The following is a 24,982-nucleotide window of genomic DNA, read 5'->3' as shown; positions in this document are numbered from 1 at the left end:
CCATGTCTCGCTCTGTTTGGAAGGGTCCTTTCGTCGATGCTTACGTGCTGAAAAAAGCCGAAGCAGCGCGCGAGTCGGGCCGCAACGAAGTCATCAAAATCTGGTCGCGTCGTTCCACCATTCTGCCCCAGTTCGTGGGTCTGACCTTTGGTGTGTACAACGGCCAGAAGCACATTCCCGTCAACGTCTCGGAAGACATGATCGGTCAGAAGTTCGGTGAATACTCGCCGACCCGTACCTATTATGGCCACGCCGCAGATAAAAAAGCGAAGCGGAAGTAAGTCATGGGCAAGGAAAAGAACCCCCGCCGCGTGGCTGAAAACGAAGCAATGGCGAAAACCCGCATGCTTCGCACCAGCCCGCAGAAACTGAACCTGGTTGCGCAAATGATCCGCGGCAAGAAAGTCGAGAAGGCTCTGACCGACCTGACTTTCAGCAACAAGCGTGTCGCGCAGGACGTCAAGAAGTGCCTGCAGTCCGCAATCGCGAATGCCGAAAACAACCACAACCTGGACGTTGACGAACTGATCGTCGCCGAAGCTTGGGTTGGCAAGAACCTGGTCATGAAGCGCGGTCGTCCGCGTGCACGTGGCCGTTTCGGCAAGATCATGAAGCCGTTCTCGGAGATCACCATCAAGGTGCGTCAAGTTGAGGAGCAAGCCTAATGGGTCATAAAGTAAATCCGATCGGCATGCGCCTGCAGGTCAACCGCACCTGGGACAGCCGCTGGTACGCCGACACCAAGGACTACGGTGATCTTCTGCTGGAAGACCTCAAGATCCGTGAGTTCATCAACAAAGAGTGCAAGCAGGCCGGTGTTGCCCGTGTGATCATTGAACGTCCGCACAAAAAGTGCCGCGTTACGATCCACACTGCACGCCCCGGTGTCATCATCGGCAAGAAAGGTGCAGACATCGAAGTTCTGCGCAAAAAGCTTGCTCGTATGACCGACAGCGAACTGCACCTGAACATCGTCGAAGTGCGCAAGCCCGAGCTTGACGCGCAGCTGGTTGCCGAGTCTATCGCTCAGCAGCTCGAGCGCCGCGTCTCGTTCCGCCGCGCGATGAAGCGGTCGGTTCAGAACGCCATGCGCATGGGCGCCCTGGGTATCCGGGTGAACGTCGCTGGCCGTCTGGGCGGTGCTGAAATTGCACGGACCGAGTGGTACCGCGAAGGCCGCGTGCCTCTGCACACCCTGCGTGCCGACATCGATTACGCACATGCCGAAGCGATGACCCCCTACGGGATCATCGGGATCAAGGTCTGGATCTTCAAAGGTGAGATCATGGAGCACGATCCGCAGGCACGTGACCGTAAAGCACAGGAACTCCAGGACGGCCCTGCACCTCGTGGTGCTGGTGGCGGTCGTCGCTAAGGAGGGAAAGATATGCTTCAACCAAAGCGTACTAAATTCCGCAAGATGCACAAAGGCCGGATCAAGGGTCTCGCCAAGGGCGGCTCTGATCTGAACTTTGGCACCTACGGCCTGAAAGCTCTTGAGCCTGAGCGTGTAACCGCACGCCAGATCGAAGCTGCACGTCGTGCCATGACGCGTCACATGAAGCGTCAGGGTCGCGTCTGGATCCGCATCTTCCCCGACACTCCGGTCACTGCAAAGCCGATCGAAGTTCGTATGGGTAAAGGTAAAGGTTCGGTCGACCGCTGGGCCTGCAAAGTCAAGCCCGGTCGCGTGATGTTCGAGATCGACGGCGTCAATGACGACATCGCCCGCGAGGCCCTGCGCCTGGCCGCGATGAAGCTGCCGATCAAGACCCGCGTCGTGGTTCGCGAAGACTGGTAAGCGATTGGGGTTTTGTCCCCGTTCGTTTTGAATTGACCCCGCCGGGAAACCGGCGGGGTTTTCTTTTTGCCGGGTGCGGGCCACAGAGACGTGACTGGCAATCGAAACGTATACACGGCTATCATCGGGTCCTGCGCTTTCGTTTCGGGACGACTAGACATGTCACACTTTCTTCGCCTGTTGGCCCTTTTCTCTCTGCTGGCCGTAACGGCACTGGTCGCCGTGCCGACGGCGCGGGCCGCGTCACCAGAGGTGAACCTTGGCCACTTCAACGGGCTTGCGATGAACGGCTATGACGTGATGACATATTGGCGTGGCGGCGACCCGCAGAAAGGCGACGCACAGATCGCGGCGGACTACAATGGGGCGACTTGGGTATTCCAGAGCGACGAAAACCGGCAGGCGTTTCTTTCGGACCCGGCGAAGTTTGCGCCGCAATTTGGTGGCTATTGCGCCTATGCCGCCAGCCAGAACGCAGTTGCGGATGTTGACCCGATCGCCTGGCGTATCTGGGACGACAAGCTTTACCTGAATTACAGCATCGAGGTGCGCCGGATCTGGGCCAACAAGATCGACGAGAATATCGAAAAGGCGAACGGCTACTGGCCGGAACTGTTGCAGCAATAGGTCGCAATTTCGCGCCGCCATTGCCCTCGCCTGCGGCACCGGGCTGAGCTATGAGGGGCGCATGGCACAGATTGAATCGCTCTTCGTTACCCGTCTCTACCGTGCGGCCTTGTCCGAATTCGACCCCAGGATCGACCCTCAGGAGTTGGAAAGCTCCTGCCTTGTCATCGCCGAGGATGACGAGGCCGGGCAGGAGTGGTGTGAAGAAAACGGCTATCCCGGCTACACCAGCTATGCCTCGCTGACCGATCTGCCCTGGCGGTTTCCGATCTTCGCCGATCTGGTCAAAGCTTTGGACCAGCATGTGGCGGCCTTTGCGAAAGATCTGGAGTTCGATCTGGGTGAGGGTGCGTTGAAACTGGAGGACCTGTGGATCAACATCCTGCCCGAGGGCGGCATGCATTCCAGCCACCTGCACCCGCACAGCGTGATCTCGGGCACGACCTATGTTGCGATGCCCGAAGGGGCGAGTGCCTTGAAACTGGAAGACCCCCGCTCGGGCCGCATGATGGCCGCGCCAACGCGGATCAAAGGCGGGCGGCGGGATTTGCAGCCGTTCATCTATATGAAGCCACAGGTGGGCGACGTGTTGCTCTGGGAAAGCTGGCTGCGCCACGAGGTGCCGATGAACATGGCCGAGGACGAGCGGATTTCGGTGAGTTTCAATTATAAGTGGGAGTGAACTTTTTCACCGTTACTTTGCACTGACACGCGCGCGGAACTTAGGGAAGCCGATGCAGTTCCCGTTCACCGACCCTGACCTGTAAGCCCCGTTTTTAAATTTGAGATCAAACTTCATCACGCTTCCCGAAGAACAACTGTCTTTTTTGGAAATAATAGCGTCGAACTGAAGCCGATCGTCGGTGACCTTTCGAATTTTTATACCCTCGGGGGTGATCCCGTGTGCGGCAAGGACCTGCGGCGTGTTGTTGCTGACAGCTATGTCCATCTGCCATGGGCGGTTGGAATTGATGGTCAGGGTCCATTTCCCATCCGGGGCGGCAGTTGCGATGGAGGCTAAAATCAGGATGGCAAATGTGAAAATCGTTGCTTTGGTACGCTGCACAATACTCCTCACCAATTAATTTAGACCAAGAACAGATCGTAATGGTACGGCGGCAAGCGCTTTCAGGGCAACACTTATAGTTTGTGCGCAAAGCCACTTTGGTCGCGCGGGTTGTAAACACCGAAAAGATCGTCGAATTCCGCTTGCAGTGTATAATCCCAAAGGGAAGGAATCTTTTCCTTGCCACCCACCCCCTAAACCCTTATACGGCGGCATCCTGCGATCTCCCGGCGTTGTCGGGCGATTCGTATGTCTATCATTCATCCACCAGGTCCAAGGTGACCCGTGTACGGGGCCTTCTGGTGTTTTGAGCAAAGGAAAAAGGCGATGAACGCCCAAGAACTGCGTGACAAGACCCCGGACCAGCTCCGCGAGGAACTGGCCAACCTGAAGAAAGAAAGCTTTAACCTGCGCTTTCAACAGGCAACCGGTCAGCTGGAAAACACTGCCGGCATCAAAGCGGCCCGCCGCAATGCTGCCCGCGTCAAAACCATTCTGAACGAAAAGGCCGCTGCCGCGGCATCCGAGGAGTAATCAGATGCCCAAGCGTATCCTGCAAGGCACCGTGACCAGCGACGCCAACGAACAGACCGTAACCGTTCAGGTAGAGCGCCGCTTTACCCACCCGGTTCTGAAGAAAACCATCCGTAAGTCCAAGAAATACCGGGCTCACGATGAAAAGAACGCCTTCAAGGTCGGCGATACAGTCCGCATCATCGAATGCGCGCCGAAATCGAAGACGAAACGTTGGGAAGTTCTGGAAGCGTAAGCTTCCGGGATTTTTCCATTTGTCGAAACCCTGGGGGATTTAACAAGACCAGCCCCCACAGGTCGGGAGAAACCACATGATCCAGATGCAGACCAATCTGGATGTCGCTGACAACTCCGGCGCACGCCGAGTTCAGTGCATCAAGGTCCTGGGTGGTTCCAAGCGTAAATACGCCTCCGTCGGCGACATCATTGTCGTCTCGGTGAAGGAAGCCATCCCGCGCGGCCGCGTAAAGAAAGGGGACGTCCGCAAGGCCGTCGTCGTACGCACCGCCAAGGAAGTCCGTCGCGAAGACGGCACAGCGATCCGTTTCGATCGCAACGCCGCCGTCATCCTGAACAACAACAACGAGCCCGTAGGTACCCGTATCTTTGGCCCGGTTGTTCGCGAACTGCGCGGCAAGAACTTCATGAAAATCATCTCGCTGGCTCCGGAGGTGCTGTAATCATGGCTGCTAAACTCCGCAAAGGCGACAAGGTCGTCGTGCTGGCCGGCAAGGACAAGGGCAAAGAGGGGACCATCACCTCGGTTGACCCGAAAGCCGGTAAAGCTGTTGTCGACGGCATCAACATCGCCATCCGCCACACCCGCCAGTCGCAAACCTCGCAAGGGGGTCGCCTGCCTCAGGCAAACCCGATCGAGCTGTCGAACCTGGCGCTGCTGGACAAGAACGGCAAAGCAACCCGCGTTGGCTTCCGCATGGAAGGCGACAAGAAGGTCCGCTACGCCAAGACCACAGGGGACGTGATCGATGCTTGATAACGCAACCTACACCCCGCGTCTGAAAGCTCAGTACGCCGAAACCATCCGCGCCGCTCTGAAAGAAGAGTTCGGCTACAAGAACGACATGCAGCTGCCCAAGCTGGAAAAAATCGTTCTGAACATCGGCTGTGGTTCTGAGGCGGTTAAAGACTCGAAGAAAGCGAAAGCTGCCGTCGAGGATCTGACTGCGATTGCCGGTCAGCAGGCCGTTGCAACCAAGGCGAAGAAGTCGATCGCGGGTTTCCGCGTCCGTGAAGACATGCCGCTGGGCGCGAAAGTGACCCTGCGCGGTGACCGGATGTACGAATTCCTGGATCGTCTGATCACCATCGCGATGCCTCGCGTGCGTGACTTCCGCGGTGTGAAGCCGTCTTTCGATGGTCGTGGCAACTTTGCCATGGGCATGAAAGAGCACATCGTGTTCCCGGAAATCGACTTCGACAAGGTCGACGAGGTCTGGGGCCTGGACATCGTAATCACCACCACAGCGAACACCGACGCTGAAGCAAAGGCACTGTTGAAAGCGTTCAACATGCCCTTCAACGCCTAAGCGCCGGGAGGATTGAGACATGGCTAAGAAAGCAATGATCGAACGCGAGAAGAAGCGCGAACGCCTGGTGGCCAAATATGCCGCAAAGCGTGCCGAGCTGAAAGAAATCGCGAATGACGAGAGCCGCCCGATGGAAGAGCGCTTCAAGGCGCGTCTGAAGCTGGCGAAACTGCCGCGCAACAGCTCGGCTACCCGTCTGCACAACCGCTGTCAGCTGACCGGTCGTCCCCACGCTTACTACCGTAAGCTGAAGGTCAGCCGTATCGCGCTGCGCGAGCTGGGTTCTGCTGGTCAGATCCCCGGCATGGTGAAATCGAGCTGGTAAGGGAGACATAGATATGAACGATCCTATCGGCGATATGCTCACCCGTATCCGCAACGCGCAAATGCGCGGCAAGTCCACCGTTTCCACCCCGGCTTCCAAGCTGCGCGGTTGGGTTCTGGACGTGCTGGCGGACGAAGGCTACATCCGTGGCTATGAAAAGACGACCGGTGAAAACGGTCATCCGGCCATCGAAATCAGCCTGAAATACTACGAAGGCACCCCTGTCATTCGCGAACTGAAGCGGGTTTCCAAGCCCGGTCGTCGCGTGTACATGGGCGTCAATGACATCCCGCAGGTCCGTCAGGGTCTGGGCGTGTCGATTGTCAGCACTCCGAAAGGTGTGATGTCGGACGCAAACGCTCGCTCCAACAATGTTGGCGGCGAAGTGCTCTGCACCGTCTTCTAAGGAGGTCTGCAATGTCTCGTATTGGTAAAAAACCGGTCGAGCTGCCCAGCGGCGTTACCGCCTCTGTGTCGGGTCAGACCATCGAAGTGAAAGGTCCGAAAGGCACCCGCAGCTTCACCGCCACCGACGACGTGACGCTGTCGGTTGAAGACAACGTGGTCAAGATCGACCCCCGTGGCATGTCCAAGCGTGCCCGCCAGCAGTGGGGCATGAGCCGCACCATGGTTGCCAACCTGGTAACCGGTGTGACCCAGGGCTTCAAAAAAGAGCTGGAGATCCAGGGTGTTGGTTACCGGGCTCAGATGCAGGGCAACACCCTGAAGCTGAACCTGGGCTACAGCCACGATGTTGATTTCACTGCCCCGGAAGGTGTCACCATCACCGCGCCGAAGCAGACCGAGATCGTTGTGGAAGGTATCGACCAGCAGCAGGTGGGCGAAGTCGCGGCCAAAATCCGCGAATGGCGCCGTCCTGAGCCGTATAAAGGCAAGGGCATCCGCTATAAGGGCGAGTTCATCTTCCGCAAGGAAGGCAAGAAGAAGTAAGGACGCAGACAATGGCAAACAGCAAAAGAACCCTGTTTCTGAAGCGCCGCCTGCGCGTTCGGAACAAACTTCGCAAAGTCAACGCGGGCCGCGTACGCCTGTCGGTTCACCGTTCGAACAAGAACATCAGCGTTCAGTTGATCGACGACGTTCGTGGCGTGACCCTGGCCGCAGCCTCGACCCTGGAAAAAGATCTGGGTGTGGTTGGCAAGAACAACGTCGAAGCGGCCACCAAAGTGGGCGCGGCCATCGCCGAGCGTGCCAAGAAGGCAGGCGTCGAAGAGGCTTATTTCGATCGTGGCGGCTTCCTGTTCCACGGCAAGGTGAAGGCAGTTGCCGACGCCGCGCGTGAAGGCGGCCTGAAGATCTAAGACCTGCGGGCGGGTTTCGATCCGCCCCGATGATCCGGGGGCCTCGGCAACAGCCGGGGCTCACTTGGATTGAAGAAAACGGCGCGACAAGCGCCACATGAGAAAAGGGATGCCAAATGGCAGAACGTGAAAACCGTCGGGGCCGTGGCCGCGACCGTGAAGAAGCACCGGAATTTGCAGATCGTCTGGTCGCAATCAACCGCGTGTCGAAAACCGTAAAAGGTGGTAAGCGCTTTGGCTTCGCCGCTCTGGTGGTTGTCGGCGATCAGAAAGGCCGCGTGGGCTTTGGCAAGGGTAAAGCGAAAGAAGTGCCCGAGGCCATCCGCAAGGCGACCGAACAAGCCAAGCGTCAGATGATCCGCGTGCAACTGCGCGAAGGCCGCACCCTGCACCACGACATCGAGGGCCGTCACGGCGCTGGTAAAGTGGTTATGCGCACCGCACCTGAAGGTACCGGTATCATCGCCGGTGGTCCGATGCGTGCCGTGTTCGAAATGCTGGGCGTCAAGGACGTTGTGTCCAAGTCGCTGGGCTCGCAGAACCCGTACAACATGATCCGCGCCACCATCAACGGCCTGCAGAAAGAGCAGAGCCCGCGTTCGGTTGCCGCACGTCGTGGCAAAAAGGTTGCCGATATCCTGCCCAAGCGGGACGAAGCACCGGCTGCTGCTGAAGCAGAAGCGTAAGGAGAGCGAACCATGGCAAAAACCATCGTCGTCAAGCAGATCGGCTCGCCGATCCGCCGCCCCGCCGAACAGCGCGCAACCCTGATCGGCCTGGGCCTGAACAAGATGCACAAGACCCGTGAGCTGGAGGACACCCCTTCGGTCCGCGGCATGGTCAACAAGATCCCGCATCTGGTCGAGATCATCGAAGAGCGCGGCTAAGCGCAATTCGCAGAACAAAGAAACGCCTCCGACGTGGTCGGGGGCGTTTTTCGTTTCCGATCGGCAGTTTTCCTGTTTGTCGCCGGTTTCCGCAACACGGCGCACCGAGGTTCTTAAGGACAGCCGTTCAACCGCGCCGACCCGGTTTTGCATCCTCGCAATCCATCGGAACCACGCGCCAGTATTCGTGATTTCCTATGTCTCCGGCCCTGTCCTATGGTTGAAAGCACTCCTTGATCCATTGCCTGACCCAAGTGCGGAGGGGATAAGTTGATGCCGGAGACCAAGAAAAGCTTAACCAACGTTTGCCAGAGATTAAGCGACAAAGCTGCATCTCTCATGACCCTTGCATTGATATGTTTATCCGCACCCGTTTTGGCGGCTGATTTCGAACTCGGGCTCAAGGCCTTCCGGGCCGGAGAAATCCAGCTGGCGCTGGATGAATGGCAACCCCTTGCTCAGGCCGGAGATCCGGAGGCACAACATGCTTTGGGTATGATGTACGAGTATGGGCACGGATTTGAACGCGATGATACAGAGGCCGCGATCTGGTATCAGAAAGCGGCTGAGCAGAATGTGACAGAAGCGCAATATCGATTGGGCGTTTTTCACGATAATGGATGGGGTGTCGTCCGCGATCCCGGCCTGGCTGCAAAGTGGTATGAGCGCGCAGCACAGCGTGGCCATGCTTTCGCACAGCATGATCTGGCCTACATGCATCTGAACGGGACCGGCGTGCCGAAGGACAAAATTCAGGCCTATAAGTGGCTCAGAATTGCGACCGAGCAGCAAGCCGGGTTAATGGCGAAGCATCTCTACAACGTATCGAAGACGATGACCGCGAACGAAATAGCCCGGGCCGAGGCCCTGGCCCAGGCCTGGCTGAATTCGGAAAAAATATAGACGTCCAAGGCTTATGCTCATGCCGGATAGGGCGGGGTCCGTCGCACAGCGGATACCGCCCTGTATTGGCAAACCATGTCCCCGACATTCCCGTACTGCATATCGGCTAGACCCAAAACCGCAGTTGTTAGCGATATCGTATGGGCCTATCTCCACCTTGTCCAAACAAGGAACAAAAAAGTGATCGTTGGGGAATGCGCCCTGACACAGAAAGGAAATGAGATATGGCACATACAGCTACTCTGACACATAACGGTTTTAACTTCGGCGCCCGGTTTACCGCGCTGGTCGAGCGCATCAAGGCGTCCCGCGCCCGTGCTGCCGAATACCACCGCACCTATACCGAGCTGCAGCAGCTGAGCACGCGCGAGCTGGACGATATCGGCATTCGCCGTTGCGATATCGCCGACATCGCACGCGAGCATGCTTATTGCTCTTGAGACTACCCACCGCTCACGAAAAAAAAGAGGTGCCCGATCCGGCACCTCTTTTGCGTTTGGGGCGACGCGGTTCACAACAAACCTTGCAACGGGATGCGCAACGCTGTAAGGCGCTCCGGTGGATTTCCGTCCACGAGAATCAAAACCAAGAAACGCCGTGGTTGGCCCATCACGCTTCGGGGGTCACATCCGGCTTAGGAGAAGCGATATGAAACTGCATGAATTGCGCGACAATCCCGGCGCTGCACCGAAACGGACCCGCGTTGGCCGTGGTCCCGGCTCGGGCAAGGGTAAAATGGGTGGCCGTGGTATCAAAGGCCAGAAATCCCGTTCGGGTGTGGCCATCAATGGTTACGAAGGCGGCCAGATGCCGCTGTACCAGCGCCTGCCCAAGCGTGGCTTCAACAAGCCGAACCGCAAGGAATTCGCCGTCATCAACCTGGGCCTGATCCAGAAATTCGTCGACGCCGGCAAGCTGGACGCCAAAGCTGCGATCACCGAAGACGCTCTGGTTGCATCCGGTCTGGTCCGTCGCAAGCTGGACGGTATCCGCGTTCTGGCCAAAGGCGAAATCAGCGCCAAGGTGAACCTGGAAGTTACCGGTGCTTCGAAAGCTGCCGTTGAGGCAGTTGAGAAAGCGGGCGGTTCACTGACGGTCACAAAAGCTGCTGCGGCAGAGTAAGCGCTTGTGAGCGGGCCAAGACCCGCTTACATAGACCACAGAGTTTTCCAAGACGCCGCCCGAGCCGGAAAACGGTTCCGGGCGGTGTTTTCATAAGAGAGACCGATTTATGGTATCAGCAGCAGAACAAATGGCAGCCAACACAAGCTGGGCTGCTTTGGGCAAAGCCACCGATCTGCGCAACCGCATCCTGTTCACGCTGGCCTTGCTGATCGTCTATCGTCTGGGCACCTTCATTCCGGTGCCGGGGATCGACGGGCAGGCCCTGCGCGAGTTCATGGAGCAGGCGGGGCAGGGCATCGGCGGCATGGTTTCGATGTTCACCGGCGGGGCGCTGGGGCGGATGGGTATCTTTGCCCTTGGGATCATGCCCTATATCTCGGCCTCGATCATCGTGCAGCTGCTGACCTCGATGGTTCCCGCGCTTGAGCAACTCAAGAAAGAGGGCGAGCAGGGCCGCAAGAAGATCAACCAATACACCCGTTTCGGCACCGTGGCACTGGCCACGGTTCAGGCCTATGGTCTGGCGGTCTCGCTGGAATCAGGCGATCTGGCGACCGATCCGGGGCTGTATTTCCGCATGTCGACCATGATAACTTTGGTTGGCGGCACCATGTTCCTGATGTGGCTGGGTGAACAGATCACCGCGCGCGGCATCGGTAACGGTATCTCGCTGATCATCTTCGTCGGCATCATTGCCGAGGTTCCGGCTGCACTGGCGCAGTTCTTTGCCAGCGGACGCAGCGGTGCGATCAGCCCCGCCGTGATCGTTGGTGTGATCGTCATGGTCATCGCCGTGATCACCTTTGTGGTGTTCATGGAGCGTGCCCTGCGCAAGATCCACATCCAGTACCCACGCCGTCAGGCCGGGATGAAAGTCTACGAAGGCGGCTCAAGCCACCTGCCGGTCAAGGTGAACCCTGCGGGCGTGATCCCGGCGATTTTCGCCAGCTCGCTGCTGCTGCTGCCGGTGACGATCTCGACCTTCTCGTCGGGGGCTGCGAACGGCCCGGTGATGTCCTGGCTGCTGGCCAACTTTGGTCCCGGACAGCCGCTGTACCTGCTGTTCTTCGCCTCGATGATCGTGTTCTTCGCCTATTTCTACACGTTCAACGTGTCGTTCAAACCGGACGATGTGGCGGACAACCTGAAAAAGCAGAACGGTTTTGTGCCCGGCATTCGCCCCGGCAAGAAAACCGCCGAGTATCTGGAATACGTGGTCAACCGCGTGCTGGTTCTGGGTTCGGCCTATCTGGCGGCGGTCTGTCTGCTGCCTGAAATTCTGCGGGGCCAGTTTGCCATCCCGTTCTATTTCGGCGGCACCTCGGTTCTGATTATCGTCTCTGTGACCATGGACACGATCCAACAGGTCCAGAGCCACCTGCTGGCGCATCAATATGAAGGGCTGATCGAAAAGTCCCAGCTGCGCGGCAAAGGCAAGAAACGCGGCAGAAAGGGAGCTGCTCGTCGATGAACATCATTCTTCTCGGCCCCCCGGGGGCAGGCAAAGGCACGCAAGCGCGGCATTTGGTTGAAACCCGGGGCATGGTGCAACTGAGCACTGGCGACATGCTGCGCGAGGCCAAGACCAGCGGAACAGAGATGGGCCAGAAGGTCGCCGCGATCATGGATGCGGGCAAGCTGGTCACCGACGAGATCGTGATCGGTCTGATCGAAGAGAAGCTGACCTCGGAAACCGGTGCCGGTTTCATCTTTGACGGCTTCCCCCGCACGCTGGCACAGGCGGACGCATTGTCGGCGCTGCTGACCAAGCTGGGCCAGTCCCTGCACACCGTGGTCGAGATGCGGGTGGACGACGATGCGCTGGTGGGTCGTATCACCGCACGGTCGACCTGCGGCGGCTGCGGCGAGGTCTACAACGACATCACCAAGCCGATCCCTGCCGATGGCAAATGCACCAATTGCGGCAAGGAAAACGACTACGTCCGCCGGGCGGATGACAACGAAGACAGCCTGCGCACGCGGCTGATGGAATACTACAAGAAGACCTCGCCGCTGATTGGCTACTACTATGCCAAAGGCGATCTGCGCCCGGTGAACGGGCTGGCGGATATCAAGGAAGTGACAGCTTCGATCGAGGCTATTCTGGGCTGATTCCAATATGGGCTTGACGGCGGTGCCAAAAGCCCATATCGACCCCCATCCCTGAAGGGAATCAAGACCGCGTGCGGGATTCGTCCCCTGCGCCCCGACCACCTCGAATAATGCTGGACCCTCTGGCGGTACTGCCACGGTTAGGCGTTGTGAAAAAAGGTTCTGGAGCTACGGAACCGCAACGAAAAGGAAAGTGACACGTGGCACGTATTGCCGGCGTAAACATCCCGACTGCAAAGCGGGTACCTATCGCCCTCACATATATCACCGGTATCGGCAACACCTCGGCCAACGCGATCTGCGAAGCCGTGGGCATTGATGCGACCCGTCGCGTCAACGAACTGTCGGATGCCGAAGTTCTGGCCATCCGTGAACATATCGACGCCAACTACACCGTCGAAGGTGACCTGCGTCGTGAAGTTCAGATGAACGTCAAGCGCCTGATGGACCTGGGCTGCTATCGCGGTCTGCGTCACCGCCGCAACCTGCCGGTTCGCGGTCAGCGCACCCACACCAACGCTCGTACCCGCAAAGGCCCCGCAAAGGCCATTGCCGGTAAGAAGAAATAAGAGGGGGTCTGACCGATGGCACGCGACAAGACTCGCATCAAGCGCAAAGAGCGCAAGAACATCGCATCGGGCGTTGCCCATGTGAATTCGACCTTCAACAACACCAAGATCCTGATCTCGGACGTGCAGGGCAACGCCATCTCGTGGTCGTCTGCCGGTACCATGGGCTTCAAAGGATCGCGGAAATCTACTCCGTATGCCGCGCAGATGGCTGCGGAAGACGCAGGCAAGAAGGCGCAGGAACATGGCGTCAAAACGCTGGAAGTCGAAGTTCAGGGCCCCGGTTCGGGTCGTGAATCGGCGCTGCGCGCGCTGGCTGCCGTGGGCTTCAACATCACGTCGATCCGCGACGTGACCCCGATCGCTCACAACGGCTGCCGCCCGCCGAAGCGCCGCCGCGTCTAAGCGATTTCGAATTTGGCTGGGGCTGTGTTTTTGCACGGCCCCAGCACGTCATTTTGAACCTCGGGCGTCTGCACCTTGTTGGTCATGGGGCGCGGACAGGAATGGAGGGATTACATGATCCACAAAAATTGGGCAGAATTGATCAAGCCGACCCAACTGGACGGCAAGCCGGGCAACGATCCCGCGCGTCAGGCAACCCTGGTTGCTGAACCGCTGGAGCGTGGCTTTGGTCTGACCCTGGGCAACGCGCTGCGCCGCGTGCTGATGAGCAGCCTGCAAGGCGCGGCCATCACCAGCGTTCAGATCGACAACGTGTTGCACGAATTCTCGAGCGTCGCGGGCGTTCGCGAAGACGTCACCGACATCATCCTGAACCTGAAAGGCGTGTCGCTGCGCATGGAAGTCGAAGGCCCCAAACGCCTGTCGATCAATGCCAAAGGCCCCGCCGTTGTCACAGCAGGCGACATCAGCGAAAGCGCAGGTATCGAGGTTCTGAACCGCGATCACGTCATCTGCCACCTGGACGATGGCGCCGACCTGTTCATGGAACTGACCGTCAACACCGGCAAAGGGTACGTCTCGGCCGAAAAGAACAAGCCCGAAGACGCGCCCATCGGCCTGATCCCGATCGACGCGATCTATTCGCCGGTCAAAAAGGTCGCCTATGACGTTCAGCCGACCCGTGAAGGTCAGGTTCTGGACTATGACAAGCTGACCCTGAAGATCGAAACCGATGGTTCGATCACGCCGGAAGACGCGCTGGCCTATGCCGCCCGTATCCTGCAGGACCAGCTGTCGATCTTCGTCAACTTCGACGAGCCGGAATCGGCTGGCCGCCAGGACGAGGACGATGGTCTGGAGTTCAACCCGCTGCTGCTGAAGAAAGTGGACGAGCTGGAACTGTCGGTCCGTTCGGCGAACTGTCTGAAGAACGACAACATCGTCTATATCGGCGACCTGATCCAGAAGACCGAAGCCGAGATGCTGCGCACCCCGAACTTCGGCCGCAAGTCGCTGAACGAGATCAAGGAAGTGCTGTCCGGCATGGGTCTGCACCTCGGCATGGATGTCGAGGATTGGCCGCCCGACAACATCGAAGATCTGGCGAAGAAATTCGAAGACGCGTTCTAAGCGCGTCTTCCCAAATGCCCGGATCTGCCGGGGACAAAACGGGCACTTCCGCCCCAAGGAGAGCCGGTGACACGCATCGCCGGTCAGACAAAGCAAAACGCGAAAGAAGGAACTAGAAAATGCGTCACGCACGTGGTTACCGCCGCCTGAACCGCACACATGAGCACCGCAAGGCGCTGTTTGCGAACATGGCCGGCTCGCTCATCGAGCATGAGCAAATCAAGACGACTCTGCCCAAAGCAAAAGAACTGCGCCCGATCATCGAAAAGCTGGTCACGCTGGGCAAGCGCGGCGACCTGCACGCCCGCCGTCAGGCCGCATCGCAGCTGAAAGAAGACAAAGACGTCACCAAGCTGTTCGAGGTTCTGGGCCCCCGCTACGCCGAGCGTCAGGGCGGTTACGTCCGCATCCTGAAAGCGGGCTTCCGCTATGGCGACATGGCTCCGATGGCGATCATCGAATTCGTGGATCGTGACGTCGACGCCAAAGGCGCGGCTGACAAGGCCCGCGTTGCCGCCGAAGAGGCTGCAGAAGAATAAGACCGATATAGTCTGTAAACTCGGAACCCTCGTACCATGCGGTGCGGGGGTTTTTCTTTTTCGCGCGGCGATGTTTTTTGCGCCGTGTTGCCAGAATCGTAAACTTGGGCGATCTTTGAAGAAATTGAAGGATCGCAATATGTATAGATTTCTGATTTTTGCGCTTCTGATCGGCGCAGGCAGTGCGCTTTACGCTCAGGAAACGTCTGGGGAGGCGACCGAAGGCGCAGCAGACGATGCCTCGGCTGAGTTGTTGACCGATGCCGAGCTTCAGACATTGGTTGCCCCGGTCGCGCTTTATCCCGACACGCTGCTGATCCAGATATTCGTTGCGGCCACGCAGCCGCTGGAAATCGTCAAGGCGGAACGCTATCTGCTGGACAACGCCGACCGCGACCCGGTCGAGTTGGAGCCCGAGATTGAGGCGATGGGGTGGGACCCGTCGGTTACCGTTCTGGCGACGGCCTTCCCCGAGGTTGTGGGCCAGATGGCAACGCATATCGACTGGACTGAAACCATGGGCACAGCGATGCTGGCCCAATCCGACGACGTGATGAATGCTGTTCAGGTCATGCGGGATCAGGCGATTGACAGCGGTGCGCTTGTCTCGGGCGAGGAACAGACCGTCGAAGTGGCCGAGGATGACACCGTCACGATTGTTCCGACCAACCCCGAAACCGTCTATGTGCCGCAATATGATTACCAGACGGTCTATACCGGGCCATCAACCGGAGATGTGATCGGCGCGGCCCTGCTGACCTTTGGCACCGTCGCGCTGATTGATGAGATTTTCGACGATGACGACGATTGGTACGATTACTGGGGCTGCCGGAATTGCGGCGGCTGGAATGGCAATCCCATCATCCGAAACCCCGATATCGACATCGATGTGGATGGCAACGTCAATATCGGTAATCAGATCGATCTGGGCGACCGGACCGATATTGGCTGGAACCCCGACCCCGGGCGCCAGCAGGATGCGCGCGACAAGATCGCTGATCACAAGCGGCCCGAAGGCGGGCGCGGTGATTTGCCTGTGAACCGGCCCGATGGGCGTACGGATGAATTGCGCGCCAAGCTCAGCCGGGAATCCGGTGCTGCGGATATCAGCCGGGATGGGGCGGGGGCCGCCGCTCTGGCCGCCGGGGCTGGGGCCGGTGCGGTCGCGGGCGGCGCGCTGGCCAATCGCGACGGCGCGAAAAAGCAGCTGCCACCGCTCAATCCCGGTGGCGTGGATCGGGACAAGGCCGCAGCCAAGCAAAACGCGATAGACCGCACCAAACAGCGGCCAGACACGGCGAAGCAGCCTGTGAAGCGCAACGCGCAGACGGCCCAAAAGCCTCAGGCCAAGAAGGCTGCGGCGCAACGCAAGCCCTCGGCCCAAAAAGGGCAGGCCATGAAAAAGAAAGCCTCGGGTCACAAAACGCGCTCGGCCTCGAACCGGGGACATGCGTCCAAAGGAAAGCGGAGACGGTAAGATGCGCAAGATTTTGGTTTCCTCCGCTTTCGTTTTCGCAATTGCCGGGCCAGCGCTGTCCGACGGCGCGCAATTTGATACGCCGCAATCGGCTTTGGACACCTTTGTCGCCGCGCTGGAAGCGGAAGATCACGGCAAACTGCTTGAGATTTTCGGGCCCGACGCCGAAGACCTGCTGGCAACCGGCGATGCGGATGAGGATCGGTCCCGCCGGCAAGAGGTTCTGGCCATGTATGCCGATGGCTATCGCTTCCAGCCCGATGGAAACGGCGTCGTCGTCCTGATGGGCGAAGACAGCTGGCCCTTCCCGATCCCGATCACGCGGGACGGCGCGCAGTGGCAATTCGATCTGGACGCCGGGATAGAAGAGCTTGCCGCGCGCGAGATCGGATTGAATGAGCTGGACGTCATGGACCTGCTCGAAGCCTATGTCGACCTGCAGGCCGCGTTCCGGCTGGTCGATCACAATGGCGACGGGGTGATGGAGTTCGCGCGCGCGATCATCTCGGACTCTGACAGCCGCGACGGGCTGTTCTGGCCGGGTGAGGACAGCCTTGTCGGGGCCGCCCTGGCCCGGGCCGCGGCCTCGGGGTGGAGCGACGGGGAACAGGATTACGAACCGGAACCTTTCCTGGGCTATTACTACACCATCCTGCAGGGGCAGGGCGCCAATGCGCCCGGCGGTGCACATTCCTATTTCGCAGGCGATCACATGGTCGCCGGGCACGCCTTGCTGGCGGTTCCGGCAGAATATGGCGAGACCGGCATCCACACGTTCCTGATCGGCGAGAACGGGATCATCTATGAGGCTGACTTTGGCCCTGAAACGCTGGACCGCGCGGCGGAAATTTCCGAATACGACCCCGGCCCGGACTGGTCCGTGGCCGAGTGATTTGCCCAATGCGCGCATCCTGGTCGCCCAATTGACGTCGGTAATGTCGTTTTTGGGCGATTTCCGATGATTTGAGACGATGAAACCCGCCCCACCCCGCGCGACCCTGAACCGCAAGCGAGGAGGGCGAAATGACAGACGTGCTTTCGAAAATCCCGGGCGAGTTGAAAGGCCCATCGGTCTGGACCGGGCGCGAGATGGCCGCGCGGCAGGATGAATGGATTGTCGATCTGAGCCAGTCCGATATTGACGATCTGGAACAGGCCGCCCGGCACTATCTGGCCTTGGGGCGCGATATCGGGGAAATTACCAGGGCCGATTTCCCGCTTGCGGGCTTCGGCGGGCATCTGGAAACCCTGCGCGACAAGCTGATCAACGGCATCGGGTTCGAGGTTATCAGGGGATTGCCGGTTCAGCGCTACACGCAGGAAATGGCGGCGACGATCTTTTGCGGGGTCGGCGCGCATCTGGGCTCGGCCCGGTCGCAGAACGCGCAGGGCCATATTCTGGGCCATGTGCGCGACGTCGGCGCGAATGCCAGTGATCCGAATACCCGCATTTACCAGACCCACGAGCGCCAGACCTTCCACACGGACAGCGCCGATATTGTCGGGCTCCTGTGCCTGCGCGAGGCCAAGGAAGGCGGGGATTCGCTGCTTGTCAGCGCCGAGGCGATCTATAACCGGATGCGTGCCGAATGCCCGGACCTGCTGGCCCGGCTGTTCGATCCGATTGCCACCGACCGCCGGGGCGAGGTTCCCGAAGGGATGCAGCCCTTCATGACCATCCCGCCCTTCTGCTGGCATGACGGCAAGCTGACCGTGTTCTACCAGCGGCAATATATCGACAGCGCCCAGAGGTTCCCAAGGGCGATGCGCCTGACGCCGGACCACGTGGCCGCGCTGGACAGGTTCGATGCGCTGGCCAATGACCCCGAGCTTTACCTGCTGATGCGGCTGCAACCCGGGGACATGCAGTTTGTTTACAATCACGCGCAACTGCATGACCGCACCGGCTTTGTCGACTGGCCCGATCCGGCCGAGCGGCGGCATCTGCTGCGGCTTTGGCTGTCTCCGGACGGTGATCGGGAACTGCCCGAGGTGTTCCGGCAGCGCTATGGCACCATCGAGATCGGCAACCGGGGCGGGATCATCACCAAAGGCACGCGCCTGCATGCGCCGCTGGATGGGTAAACCACCATTGCATTACGGGTCGTGTGGACGCATATCCAACAGGTCTTAGAAGTTTGAGGTCTGAATGTTTCGCGCGACCCTTTTCGCCTTTTCCCTCGCCTGTGCATCCATCGCCTATGCGGAAACCCGGGTGCCCCAGTCACACGCCGAGATTTCGCTGGGCTTTGCGCCAGTCGTGAAAGACGCCGCACCCGCCGTTGTGAATATCTATGCCAAGATCGTCCGGCAGGGTCGCGCGCGGCCCTTGTTCTCGGACCCGTTCTTTCGCGATTTCTTTGGCCGGGGCTTTGGCGAGCCGCAGCAACGGGTACAGAACTCGCTGGGCTCGGGCGTGATCCTGTCCGAGGACGGCTATGTGGTGTCCAACTATCACGTGGTGGGCTCGGCGACCGAGATTCGCGTCGTGACGACCGACCGCCGCGAGTTTTCCGCCAGGGTCGTTCTGGGCCACGAGGAAAGCGACATCGCCATTCTGCGTCTGGAAGAGGCCGACGATCTGCCCTACCTGACCTTGCGCGATTCAGATCAGGTTGAGGTCGGGGAACTGGCGCTGGCCATCGGCAACCCGTTTGGGGTGGGGCAGACGGTGTCCTCTGGCATCATCTCGGGTCTGGCGCGGACGGGGACGGCCACAGGGAATGCGCGGGGGTATTTCATTCAGACCGATGCGGCGATCAACCCCGGCAACTCGGGCGGGGCGCTGATCGATGTGAACGGCGATCTGATCGGGATCAACACCTCGATTCTCACGCGTTCGGGCGGGTCGAACGGGATCGGGTTCGCCATCCCCGCCAATCTGGTGGCCGAGTTCCTGCGGCAGGCGCAGGCGGGCAACGAGGATTTCGTCAGCCCCTGGGCCGGCATGTCGGGCCAGCACATGAGCGCCGATATTGCCGAGTCGCTGGGTCTGGTCATTCCGCTTGGCGTGGTGATTTCCGATCTGCACGACCTCAGCCCGCTGGCCGATGCGGGCCTGCGGGTTGGCGATGTGGTCACCCATGTGGATGGGGATGAGGTCAACTCGCCCGCTGAGATGAAGTTTCGCATGTCCGTTGCAGGGGTCGGCGGAACCTCGGTCCTGACCCGGCTGCGCGGTGAACAGAGTGACGAGGTTGAGGTGGCTCTGATCAAGGCGCCGGAAACCCCGGCGGCCGAGGAAACGACGTTGGATGACCAAACCGTGCTGCCGGAACTGACGGTTTCGGGTGTCAATCCGGCGGTGATCAGTCGCTTGGGCTTGTTGTTGTCGCAAACCGGCGTCGTCGTTGTCGATCCCGGCCCTTACGGCGCGCGCGCAGGGCTGCGGGCCGGGGATGTGCTGAGCGCCATCAATGGCGACGACATGCAGCGCCCCGCAGATGTGGTGGACGCGCTGACTGATCCGGGGCGCAGGGTACAGATGGATATTCAGCGCGGCAGTCGCACCATGTCGCTGCGGTTCCGTCTGTGATACCGTGAGCGATCTGTTCGATACCGGGGCCGCCGAGCCCGCACCGGCCCCGCACCGCCCGCTGGCTGACCGGTTGCGGCCGCAAACGCTGGCCGAGGTGATCGGGCAGGGTCAGGTGCTGGGCCCGGACGCGCCGCTGGGCGTCATGCTGGCCTCGGGCAGCCTGTCGAGCCTGATTTTCTGGGGGCCGCCCGGTGTCGGCAAGACGACGATTGCGCGGCTTCTGGCGCAGGAAACCGACCTGCATTTCGTGCAGATCAGCGCGATTTTCACCGGTGTGCCGGACCTGAAAAAGGTCTTTGAGGCCGCAAAAATCCGCCGCCAGAACGGGCAGGGCACGCTGCTGTTCGTGGACGAAATCCACCGCTTCAACAAGGCGCAGCAGGACGGGTTTCTGCCGCATATGGAGGATGGCACCATCCTGCTGGTGGGGGCCACGACCGAAAACCCCTCGTTCGAATTGAACGCCGCTGTGCTCAGCCGCGCGCAGGTGCTGGTGCTGGAACGCCTCAGCCTGAGCGATCTGGAACGGTTGACCCAGCGGGCCGAAAAGGAGCTGGGCCGCGCCCTGCCGCTGACCCCTGCGGCGCGGGATGCATTACAGGAAATGGCCGATGGCGACGGGCGGGCGCTGCTGAACCTGATCGAGCAGGTCTCGGCCTGGAAGACCGACGCCCCGCTGGACCCGGATGCGCTGTCGACCCGCCTGATGCGGCGCGCGGCGAAGTACGACAAGTCGGGGGATGAGCATTACAACCTGATCTCGGCGCTGCATAAATCGGTGCGCGGGTCGGACCCGGACGCAGCGCTTTATTGGTTTGCCCGGATGCTGACGGGGGGCGAGGACCCGCGCTATCTGGCGCGCCGGATCACGCGGATGGCGGTCGAAGATATCGGGCTGGCCGATCCGCAGGCGCAGGCGATCTGCCTGCAATCCTGGGAGACTTACGAACGCCTCGGTTCGCCCGAGGGCGAGTTGGCGCTGGCGCAGGCGCTGGTCTATCTGGCGCTGGCGCCGAAATCGAACGGGGCGTATGTGGGCTACAAGGCCGCGATGCGGCTGGCCAAGCAATCGGGCAGCGAGCCACCGCCAAAGCACATCCTGAACGCGCCGACCTCGCTGATGAAGGATCAGGGATATGGCAAGGGCTATGCCTATGATCACGATGCCGAAGATGGGTTTTCCGGCCAGAACTATTTCCCCGATGGGATGGAGCGGCCAGAACTGTATCAGCCGGTCGAACGCGGCTTCGAGCGCGAGTTGAAGAAGCGGCTGGATTATTTCTCGAAACTGCGGGCGCAGCGGAACGCGCGGTAGGCCCGGCTTGACTCTTCGCCTCCAGCGGGCCACAGACGCGCATGTTTTCTGGGACACTGGCAAAGGTGCAATCCGGGCGGGGTGGCCGCACGGTGCATGGGGCAATGGCATGAGTGGCGTGCAGATGATTACGGTTGCGGAAGGTGACGGGGACCAGCGGGTCGATCGCTGGCTGCGCCGCCTGTTCCCGCATGTCAGTCAGGGCCGGATCGAAAAGATGTGCCGCAAGGGCGAATTGCGTGTCGATGGCAGCCGGGCCAAAGCCTCGACCCGGCTTGAGGTTGGGCAGGTCGTGCGGGTTCCGCCGCTGCCGGATGCGGATCACAAGCCGGCCGAGGTGAAGCGTCGCATATCAGATGCGGATGCCAAGATGATCCAGTCCTGCGTGATCTATCGCGACGATCACGTTCTGGCGCTGAACAAACCGCAGGGCCTGCCGGTGCAGGGCGGCAGCGGGCAGACCCGGCATGTGGACAGCCTGTCCGAGGCACTGCGCTTTGGCTACGACGAAAACCCGCGTCTGGTGCATCGGTTGGACAAGGATACCTCGGGCGTTCTGCTGCTGGCCCGCACGCGTGAGGCCGCCAAGGGCCTGACCGCCGCTTTCCGCCACCGCGATACCCGCAAGATTTACTGGGCTTTGGTCGCTGGCGTTCCTACGCCGTATCTGGGCGAGATCAAGACGGGTCTGGTCAAGGCCCCCGGTCACGGCAAGCACGGCGAGGGCGAAAAGATGATCCCCGTGCTTATGGACGAGATCGACAGCACGCCAGGCGCAAAACGCGCCCACACCCACTATGCCACGCTCTACCGCGTCGCGGGCCGGGCGGCCTGGGTGGCGATGGAGCCGATCACCGGGCGCACCCATCAGTTGCGGGCGCATATGGCCGCCATCGGGCATCCGATCATCGGGGATGGGAAATATGGTGGTTCGGGTCAGGAAAACCTTGGCGATGGCTGGGGCGCGCAGTTGGGCGGCATCATCAGCAAGAAGCTGCATCTGCACGCGCGGCGCGCGTCTTTTCAGCACCCGATGACACGCAAACAGATCACCATCGAAGCTCCTTTGCCCGAACATATGAAAAACAGCTGGGACACCTTCGGTTGGACCGAGGATCTGGCCGCAGACGACCCGTTCGAGGAACTGCAATGAGCGCACCTTTGCGGCTGGTCCTGTTCGATGTCGACGGCACGCTGGTCGACAGTCAGGGCAGCATCGTCCATTGCATGACAACCAGCTTTCAGGCGTCCTCGGTTACGGCACCGTCCCGGGACGCGATCCTGTCGATTGTGGGTCTGTCGCTGCCACAGGCCATCGCGCGGCTTGCGCCGGAACAGTCTGACGCGGTGCAGGCGCGGTTGGTCGAAGGCTACAAAGAGGCCTTCCATGCCTACCGATTGGAATTGGGCGCTGGCAGTTCTCCGCTTTTTCCCGGCGCGCGCGAGGCAATCGAAGCCTTGCATGCTGTGCCGGAAATTCTGCTGGGCGTGGCGACCGGCAAATCTCAGCGCGGCCTGGACGCATTGATCGAGGCGCATGGGCTGGAGCGCTATTTCGTGACCCAGCAGGTTGCCGATCACCACCCGTCGAAACCGCACCCTTCGATGGTGGAAACCGCATTGGCCGAAACCGGGGTCGAGGCCGCAAATGCGGTGATGATCGGCGATACCAGCTATGACATGGATATGGCCGCCGCGGCCGGAGTGCGCGGTATCGGCGTGTCCTGGGGCTATCACGACCCGGTGGCCCTGACCTCGGCCACCTGCATGATTGAAACCTTCGACCAGTTGCCCGGCGCGCTGGCCCGCATCTGGAACTGATGGCATGAGCGACTGGAAACCGAAACGCTTCTGGAAAACCAGCGCCGTGGTCGAGGCCGAGGGCGGCTATACCGTGGAACTGGACGGGCGCCGGGTCAAAACCCCCGCCAAAGCCGCGCTGATCCTGCCGACCCGCGCCATGGCCCGGGCCGTAGCCGCCGAATGGGACGCGCAGGAGAAAGAGGTCGATCCGGCCTCGATGCCCTTTACCCGTTCGGCCAACGCGGCGATAGACAAGGTGCGGATACAGCATGCCGAAGTGGCCGACATGCTGGCCGATTACGGCGATTCGGATTTGCTGTGCTACCGTGCGACCCATCCGCAGGAATTGCAGAACCGACAGGCCGATGAATGGGACCCGGCGCTGGACTGGGCGGCAGAGGCATTGTCGGCCCGGCTGTTGCCGGTCGCCGGGGTTTTGCATCAGCCGCAGTCGCAACAGGCCCTGATCGCGCTGCGCCGCCGGGTGCACGCAATGGATGCTTTTCAACTGGCCGCCTTCCACGATCTTGTCAGCCTGTCGGGCTCGCTGGTTCTGGGCTTTGCGGCAGCGCTGAACTGGCGCCAAGCGGACGCCATCTGGGACATCTCGCGGCTGGACGAGCGGTGGCAGATCGAACAATGGGGCCATGACGACGAAGCCCATGCGGCGGCGGAAACAAAGAAAGCCGCGTTTCTGCACGCCAAACGTTTCTTCGACGTATCTGTCTGATCCTTCGCGCATCGAAATTATGACGGGCCTGCCAAAACCTATTGGCCGGACCCATCGTTTTCTCTGATCCAACCCTTGACGTTTGTTTATGAATGCGCCCAAACTCAAGCCCACTAAAGGGGAGACACCTTTGGGGAAACCTTTCCGGCATTCATTTGCTGGGTAGAACCGTTCCTTTAGGGGGCGGAAAATCAGGAAGAGGTAAAAATGAAAAAATCCGTAATCTTGGGCGCGGCAACAGTTGCCGGCCTGGCCGCTGGCGCAGCCGTGGCGGGTACTGTGGACGACGTCAAGGCACGGGGTACGCTGAACTGCGGTGTGACCACCGGTCTGGTCGGCTTCGCTGCACCTGACGCGAATGGCGAGTGGAAAGGCTTTGACGTAGACCTGTGCCGGGCTGTGGCTTCAGCCGTTCTGGGCGACGCGACTGCTGTCGAGTTTGTTCCGACCACACCAAAAACACGCTTCACGGCGCTTGCCGCCGGTGAGATCGACATGCTGGCCCGGAACACCACCTGGACCTTTAGCCGCGACGTCGACCTGAAGTTCGAATTCGTGGGCGTCAACTACTATGACGGTCAGGGTTTCATGGTTCCCAAAGCGCTGGGCGTCAGCTCGGCCAAGGAACTGGACGGGGCAACCGTCTGTATCCAGACCGGCACCACCACCGAGCTGAACCTGGCCGATTTCTTCCGTGCCAACAACATCAGCTACGAGCCGGTTCCGATTGAAACCAACGCCGAAGCGCAACAGCAGTATCTGGCTGGCGCATGTGACGTTTACACCACCGACGCATCGGGTCTGGCCGCAACGCGTGCCACGTTCGAAAACCCCGGTGATCACGTCCTGCTGCCCGAAATCATCTCGAAAGAGCCGCTGGGCCCGCTGGTCCGTCACGGCGACAACGAATGGGCAGATGTGGTTCGCTGGACCCTGAACGCGCTGATCTCGGCGGAAGAGCTGGGTGTGACTTCGGCGAATATCGACGAACTGAGCGCCGGCACCGAGAACCCTGAAGTAAACCGCCTGCTGGGGACCGAAGGCACCCTGGGCGAGATGCTGGGTCTGGATGCCGACTGGGCTGCCAAAGCTGTAAAAGCAGGCGGCAACTATGGTGAAGTGTTTGCCAAGAACATCGGCGAAGAAACCCCGATTGGTCTGGCGCGCGGCCTGAACGCGCAGTGGACCGATGGCGGTCTGCTGTACTCGCCGCCGTTCCGCTAAGA

36 protein-coding genes are annotated in these 24,982 nt (G+C 60.2%); 35 read left to right on the top strand and 1 reads right to left on the bottom strand.

All coding sequences use genetic code 11. From position 1 onward, the window contains the following. The first annotated feature begins 2 nt into the window (after positions 1-2). The 6 genes from rpsS to ACR0EZ_RS23175 all read left to right on the top strand — a co-directional run bounded on the left by rpsS (position 3) and on the right by ACR0EZ_RS23175 (position 3,110). Entirely contained in the window at positions 3-281 is a 279-nt protein-coding gene (rpsS, locus tag ACR0EZ_RS23200) for a 30S ribosomal protein S19 (RefSeq protein WP_005980699.1), read from the top strand. A 3-nt stretch (positions 282-284) separates the two neighbouring features. Then, positions 285-665: a 50S ribosomal protein L22 gene (gene rplV / locus ACR0EZ_RS23195; RefSeq protein WP_039538267.1), complete on the top strand. Its 381-nt coding sequence runs from the start codon at positions 285-287 to the stop codon at positions 663-665. Continuing rightward, positions 665-1,375, top strand: a complete 711-nt coding sequence (gene rpsC, locus ACR0EZ_RS23190; RefSeq protein WP_008758042.1) for a 30S ribosomal protein S3 — start codon at positions 665-667, stop codon at positions 1,373-1,375. The genes rplV and rpsC overlap by 1 nt, the downstream gene beginning before the upstream one ends. A 12-nt stretch (positions 1,376-1,387) precedes the next feature. Further along, the gene (rplP, locus tag ACR0EZ_RS23185; protein ID WP_058283513.1) at positions 1,388-1,801 is read left to right on the top strand and encodes a 50S ribosomal protein L16; all 414 of its coding nucleotides are present in this window, start codon (positions 1,388-1,390) and stop codon (positions 1,799-1,801) included. Between the two features lie 159 nt (positions 1,802-1,960). After that, the gene (locus ACR0EZ_RS23180; RefSeq protein WP_480617158.1) at positions 1,961-2,428 is read left to right on the top strand and encodes a YHS domain-containing (seleno)protein; all 468 of its coding nucleotides are present in this window, start codon (positions 1,961-1,963) and stop codon (positions 2,426-2,428) included. Positions 2,429-2,489: 61 nt separating this feature from the next. After that, entirely contained in the window at positions 2,490-3,110 is a 621-nt protein-coding gene (locus ACR0EZ_RS23175) for a 2OG-Fe(II) oxygenase family protein (RefSeq protein WP_480617157.1), read from the top strand. Between the two features lie 12 nt (positions 3,111-3,122). Here ACR0EZ_RS23175 and ACR0EZ_RS23170 read toward each other — a convergent pair whose 3' ends face one another. Next, positions 3,123-3,494 (bottom strand): hypothetical protein, encoded by a 372-nt coding sequence (locus ACR0EZ_RS23170; protein WP_480617156.1) that lies wholly within the window; start codon positions 3,492-3,494, stop codon positions 3,123-3,125. A gap of 327 nt (positions 3,495-3,821) precedes the next feature. Here ACR0EZ_RS23170 and rpmC point away from each other — a divergent pair, with 327 nt between their 5' ends. From rpmC to ACR0EZ_RS23025, 29 genes are all read left to right on the top strand, one after another. Next, positions 3,822-4,028, top strand: coding sequence for a 50S ribosomal protein L29 (gene rpmC / locus ACR0EZ_RS23165; RefSeq protein WP_010437082.1), 207 nt, complete (start codon positions 3,822-3,824; stop codon positions 4,026-4,028). A 4-nt stretch (positions 4,029-4,032) separates the two neighbouring features. Beyond that, positions 4,033-4,263, top strand: coding sequence for a 30S ribosomal protein S17 (gene rpsQ / locus ACR0EZ_RS23160; protein ID WP_170356682.1), 231 nt, complete (start codon positions 4,033-4,035; stop codon positions 4,261-4,263). Between the two features lie 76 nt (positions 4,264-4,339). Further along, a complete protein-coding gene (gene rplN, locus ACR0EZ_RS23155) occupies positions 4,340-4,708 on the top strand; it encodes a 50S ribosomal protein L14 (protein ID WP_008757934.1) in 369 nt (122 codons plus the stop codon). Between the two features lie 2 nt (positions 4,709-4,710). Continuing rightward, positions 4,711-5,022 carry a 50S ribosomal protein L24 gene (gene rplX, locus ACR0EZ_RS23150; RefSeq protein WP_480617155.1) on the top strand — a complete coding sequence of 104 codons (312 nt, stop codon included), beginning with the start codon at positions 4,711-4,713 and terminating at the stop codon, positions 5,020-5,022. Then, a complete protein-coding gene (gene rplE, locus ACR0EZ_RS23145; protein ID WP_480617154.1) occupies positions 5,015-5,575 on the top strand; it encodes a 50S ribosomal protein L5 in 561 nt (186 codons plus the stop codon). The genes rplX and rplE overlap by 8 nt, the downstream gene beginning before the upstream one ends. A 19-nt stretch (positions 5,576-5,594) precedes the next feature. Beyond that, positions 5,595-5,900, top strand: a complete 306-nt coding sequence (gene rpsN, locus ACR0EZ_RS23140) for a 30S ribosomal protein S14 (RefSeq protein ID WP_068340744.1) — start codon at positions 5,595-5,597, stop codon at positions 5,898-5,900. 13 nt (positions 5,901-5,913) lie between these two features. Beyond that, positions 5,914-6,306 (top strand): 30S ribosomal protein S8, encoded by a 393-nt coding sequence (gene rpsH / locus ACR0EZ_RS23135; RefSeq protein ID WP_068340741.1) that lies wholly within the window; start codon positions 5,914-5,916, stop codon positions 6,304-6,306. 11 nt (positions 6,307-6,317) lie between these two features. Then, positions 6,318-6,851, top strand: coding sequence for a 50S ribosomal protein L6 (rplF, locus tag ACR0EZ_RS23130; RefSeq protein WP_170531622.1), 534 nt, complete (start codon positions 6,318-6,320; stop codon positions 6,849-6,851). 11 nt (positions 6,852-6,862) lie between these two features. Beyond that, entirely contained in the window at positions 6,863-7,222 is a 360-nt protein-coding gene (rplR, locus tag ACR0EZ_RS23125) for a 50S ribosomal protein L18 (RefSeq protein WP_170356678.1), read from the top strand. 116 nt (positions 7,223-7,338) lie between these two features. Further along, a complete protein-coding gene (gene rpsE, locus ACR0EZ_RS23120; protein ID WP_155148691.1) occupies positions 7,339-7,908 on the top strand; it encodes a 30S ribosomal protein S5 in 570 nt (189 codons plus the stop codon). 12 nt (positions 7,909-7,920) lie between these two features. After that, a complete protein-coding gene (gene rpmD / locus ACR0EZ_RS23115; RefSeq protein ID WP_008757946.1) occupies positions 7,921-8,109 on the top strand; it encodes a 50S ribosomal protein L30 in 189 nt (62 codons plus the stop codon). A gap of 273 nt (positions 8,110-8,382) precedes the next feature. Next, on the top strand, positions 8,383-9,012 hold the full coding sequence (locus ACR0EZ_RS23110) for a tetratricopeptide repeat protein (protein ID WP_480617153.1): 630 nt from the start codon (positions 8,383-8,385) through the stop codon (positions 9,010-9,012). Between the two features lie 224 nt (positions 9,013-9,236). Continuing rightward, positions 9,237-9,452 (top strand): DUF1127 domain-containing protein, encoded by a 216-nt coding sequence (locus tag ACR0EZ_RS23105; RefSeq protein WP_480617152.1) that lies wholly within the window; start codon positions 9,237-9,239, stop codon positions 9,450-9,452. 208 nt (positions 9,453-9,660) lie between these two features. Then, positions 9,661-10,134 (top strand): 50S ribosomal protein L15, encoded by a 474-nt coding sequence (gene rplO / locus ACR0EZ_RS23100; protein WP_480617151.1) that lies wholly within the window; start codon positions 9,661-9,663, stop codon positions 10,132-10,134. Between the two features lie 109 nt (positions 10,135-10,243). Further along, positions 10,244-11,608 carry a preprotein translocase subunit SecY gene (gene secY / locus ACR0EZ_RS23095; protein WP_480617150.1) on the top strand — a complete coding sequence of 455 codons (1,365 nt, stop codon included), beginning with the start codon at positions 10,244-10,246 and terminating at the stop codon, positions 11,606-11,608. Continuing rightward, positions 11,605-12,249 (top strand): adenylate kinase, encoded by a 645-nt coding sequence (locus ACR0EZ_RS23090; protein ID WP_480617149.1) that lies wholly within the window; start codon positions 11,605-11,607, stop codon positions 12,247-12,249. Before secY ends, ACR0EZ_RS23090 begins: the two co-directional genes overlap by 4 nt. Positions 12,250-12,449: 200 nt before the next feature. Then, complete coding sequence (gene rpsM, locus ACR0EZ_RS23085; protein WP_480617148.1) at positions 12,450-12,818, top strand: 30S ribosomal protein S13; 369 nt, start codon at positions 12,450-12,452, stop codon at positions 12,816-12,818. 15 nt (positions 12,819-12,833) lie between these two features. After that, a complete protein-coding gene (rpsK, locus tag ACR0EZ_RS23080; protein WP_170462414.1) occupies positions 12,834-13,223 on the top strand; it encodes a 30S ribosomal protein S11 in 390 nt (129 codons plus the stop codon). 114 nt (positions 13,224-13,337) lie between these two features. Then, positions 13,338-14,354, top strand: coding sequence for a DNA-directed RNA polymerase subunit alpha (locus ACR0EZ_RS23075; RefSeq protein WP_170377644.1), 1,017 nt, complete (start codon positions 13,338-13,340; stop codon positions 14,352-14,354). Between the two features lie 119 nt (positions 14,355-14,473). Next, positions 14,474-14,893, top strand: a complete 420-nt coding sequence (rplQ, locus tag ACR0EZ_RS23070; RefSeq protein WP_480617147.1) for a 50S ribosomal protein L17 — start codon at positions 14,474-14,476, stop codon at positions 14,891-14,893. A gap of 139 nt (positions 14,894-15,032) precedes the next feature. Beyond that, the gene (locus ACR0EZ_RS23065; protein ID WP_480617146.1) at positions 15,033-16,370 is read left to right on the top strand and encodes a DUF3300 domain-containing protein; all 1,338 of its coding nucleotides are present in this window, start codon (positions 15,033-15,035) and stop codon (positions 16,368-16,370) included. A gap of 1 nt (position 16,371) precedes the next feature. Then, positions 16,372-17,262, top strand: a complete 891-nt coding sequence (locus ACR0EZ_RS23060; RefSeq protein ID WP_480617145.1) for a DUF2950 family protein — start codon at positions 16,372-16,374, stop codon at positions 17,260-17,262. Positions 17,263-17,393: 131 nt separating this feature from the next. Further along, a complete protein-coding gene (locus ACR0EZ_RS23055; protein WP_480617144.1) occupies positions 17,394-18,455 on the top strand; it encodes a TauD/TfdA family dioxygenase in 1,062 nt (353 codons plus the stop codon). 64 nt (positions 18,456-18,519) lie between these two features. After that, the gene (locus tag ACR0EZ_RS23050; protein WP_480617143.1) at positions 18,520-19,905 is read left to right on the top strand and encodes a trypsin-like peptidase domain-containing protein; all 1,386 of its coding nucleotides are present in this window, start codon (positions 18,520-18,522) and stop codon (positions 19,903-19,905) included. Between the two features lie 4 nt (positions 19,906-19,909). Further along, entirely contained in the window at positions 19,910-21,223 is a 1,314-nt protein-coding gene (locus tag ACR0EZ_RS23045) for a replication-associated recombination protein A (protein WP_480617142.1), read from the top strand. A gap of 109 nt (positions 21,224-21,332) precedes the next feature. Next, the gene (locus ACR0EZ_RS23040) at positions 21,333-22,376 is read left to right on the top strand and encodes an RluA family pseudouridine synthase (protein WP_480617141.1); all 1,044 of its coding nucleotides are present in this window, start codon (positions 21,333-21,335) and stop codon (positions 22,374-22,376) included. Further along, the gene (locus ACR0EZ_RS23035; protein WP_480617140.1) at positions 22,373-23,044 is read left to right on the top strand and encodes an HAD-IA family hydrolase; all 672 of its coding nucleotides are present in this window, start codon (positions 22,373-22,375) and stop codon (positions 23,042-23,044) included. Before ACR0EZ_RS23040 ends, ACR0EZ_RS23035 begins: the two co-directional genes overlap by 4 nt. Positions 23,045-23,048: 4 nt before the next feature. Next, a complete protein-coding gene (locus ACR0EZ_RS23030; protein WP_480617139.1) occupies positions 23,049-23,756 on the top strand; it encodes an ATP12 family chaperone protein in 708 nt (235 codons plus the stop codon). A gap of 207 nt (positions 23,757-23,963) precedes the next feature. Continuing rightward, positions 23,964-24,980 (top strand): amino acid ABC transporter substrate-binding protein, encoded by a 1,017-nt coding sequence (locus ACR0EZ_RS23025; RefSeq protein ID WP_480617138.1) that lies wholly within the window; start codon positions 23,964-23,966, stop codon positions 24,978-24,980. Positions 24,981-24,982: the final 2 nt, after the last annotated feature.

This window comes from Ruegeria sp. AK4 (assembly GCF_056541025.1).
This window is presented reverse-complemented; position numbering and strand designations above follow the sequence as displayed.

Excerpts from the sequence above, each read along its gene's own strand:
- rpsS (WP_005980699.1), top strand. The coding sequence starts at position 3 with ATGTCTCGCTCTGTTTGGAAGGGTCCTTTCGTCGATGCTTACGTGCTG.
- rplV (WP_039538267.1), top strand. The coding sequence starts at position 285 with ATGGGCAAGGAAAAGAACCCCCGCCGCGTGGCTGAAAACGAAGCAATG.
- rpsC (WP_008758042.1), top strand. The coding sequence starts at position 665 with ATGGGTCATAAAGTAAATCCGATCGGCATGCGCCTGCAGGTCAACCGC.
- rplP (WP_058283513.1), top strand. The coding sequence starts at position 1,388 with ATGCTTCAACCAAAGCGTACTAAATTCCGCAAGATGCACAAAGGCCGG.
- ACR0EZ_RS23180 (WP_480617158.1), top strand. The coding sequence starts at position 1,961 with ATGTCACACTTTCTTCGCCTGTTGGCCCTTTTCTCTCTGCTGGCCGTA.
- ACR0EZ_RS23175 (WP_480617157.1), top strand. The coding sequence starts at position 2,490 with ATGGCACAGATTGAATCGCTCTTCGTTACCCGTCTCTACCGTGCGGCC.
- rpmC (WP_010437082.1), top strand. The coding sequence starts at position 3,822 with ATGAACGCCCAAGAACTGCGTGACAAGACCCCGGACCAGCTCCGCGAG.
- rpsQ (WP_170356682.1), top strand. The coding sequence starts at position 4,033 with ATGCCCAAGCGTATCCTGCAAGGCACCGTGACCAGCGACGCCAACGAA.
- rplN (WP_008757934.1), top strand. The coding sequence starts at position 4,340 with ATGATCCAGATGCAGACCAATCTGGATGTCGCTGACAACTCCGGCGCA.
- rplX (WP_480617155.1), top strand. The coding sequence starts at position 4,711 with ATGGCTGCTAAACTCCGCAAAGGCGACAAGGTCGTCGTGCTGGCCGGC.
- rplE (WP_480617154.1), top strand. The coding sequence starts at position 5,015 with ATGCTTGATAACGCAACCTACACCCCGCGTCTGAAAGCTCAGTACGCC.
- rpsN (WP_068340744.1), top strand. The coding sequence starts at position 5,595 with ATGGCTAAGAAAGCAATGATCGAACGCGAGAAGAAGCGCGAACGCCTG.
- rpsH (WP_068340741.1), top strand. The coding sequence starts at position 5,914 with ATGAACGATCCTATCGGCGATATGCTCACCCGTATCCGCAACGCGCAA.
- rplF (WP_170531622.1), top strand. The coding sequence starts at position 6,318 with ATGTCTCGTATTGGTAAAAAACCGGTCGAGCTGCCCAGCGGCGTTACC.
- rplR (WP_170356678.1), top strand. The coding sequence starts at position 6,863 with ATGGCAAACAGCAAAAGAACCCTGTTTCTGAAGCGCCGCCTGCGCGTT.
- rpsE (WP_155148691.1), top strand. The coding sequence starts at position 7,339 with ATGGCAGAACGTGAAAACCGTCGGGGCCGTGGCCGCGACCGTGAAGAA.
- rpmD (WP_008757946.1), top strand. The coding sequence starts at position 7,921 with ATGGCAAAAACCATCGTCGTCAAGCAGATCGGCTCGCCGATCCGCCGC.
- ACR0EZ_RS23110 (WP_480617153.1), top strand. The coding sequence starts at position 8,383 with ATGCCGGAGACCAAGAAAAGCTTAACCAACGTTTGCCAGAGATTAAGC.
- ACR0EZ_RS23105 (WP_480617152.1), top strand. The coding sequence starts at position 9,237 with ATGGCACATACAGCTACTCTGACACATAACGGTTTTAACTTCGGCGCC.
- rplO (WP_480617151.1), top strand. The coding sequence starts at position 9,661 with ATGAAACTGCATGAATTGCGCGACAATCCCGGCGCTGCACCGAAACGG.
- secY (WP_480617150.1), top strand. The coding sequence starts at position 10,244 with ATGGTATCAGCAGCAGAACAAATGGCAGCCAACACAAGCTGGGCTGCT.
- ACR0EZ_RS23090 (WP_480617149.1), top strand. The coding sequence starts at position 11,605 with ATGAACATCATTCTTCTCGGCCCCCCGGGGGCAGGCAAAGGCACGCAA.
- rpsK (WP_170462414.1), top strand. The coding sequence starts at position 12,834 with ATGGCACGCGACAAGACTCGCATCAAGCGCAAAGAGCGCAAGAACATC.
- ACR0EZ_RS23075 (WP_170377644.1), top strand. The coding sequence starts at position 13,338 with ATGATCCACAAAAATTGGGCAGAATTGATCAAGCCGACCCAACTGGAC.
- rplQ (WP_480617147.1), top strand. The coding sequence starts at position 14,474 with ATGCGTCACGCACGTGGTTACCGCCGCCTGAACCGCACACATGAGCAC.
- ACR0EZ_RS23065 (WP_480617146.1), top strand. The coding sequence starts at position 15,033 with ATGTATAGATTTCTGATTTTTGCGCTTCTGATCGGCGCAGGCAGTGCG.
- ACR0EZ_RS23060 (WP_480617145.1), top strand. The coding sequence starts at position 16,372 with ATGCGCAAGATTTTGGTTTCCTCCGCTTTCGTTTTCGCAATTGCCGGG.
- ACR0EZ_RS23055 (WP_480617144.1), top strand. The coding sequence starts at position 17,394 with ATGACAGACGTGCTTTCGAAAATCCCGGGCGAGTTGAAAGGCCCATCG.
- ACR0EZ_RS23050 (WP_480617143.1), top strand. The coding sequence starts at position 18,520 with ATGTTTCGCGCGACCCTTTTCGCCTTTTCCCTCGCCTGTGCATCCATC.
- ACR0EZ_RS23040 (WP_480617141.1), top strand. The coding sequence starts at position 21,333 with ATGAGTGGCGTGCAGATGATTACGGTTGCGGAAGGTGACGGGGACCAG.
- ACR0EZ_RS23035 (WP_480617140.1), top strand. The coding sequence starts at position 22,373 with ATGAGCGCACCTTTGCGGCTGGTCCTGTTCGATGTCGACGGCACGCTG.
- ACR0EZ_RS23030 (WP_480617139.1), top strand. The coding sequence starts at position 23,049 with ATGAGCGACTGGAAACCGAAACGCTTCTGGAAAACCAGCGCCGTGGTC.
- ACR0EZ_RS23025 (WP_480617138.1), top strand. The coding sequence starts at position 23,964 with ATGAAAAAATCCGTAATCTTGGGCGCGGCAACAGTTGCCGGCCTGGCC.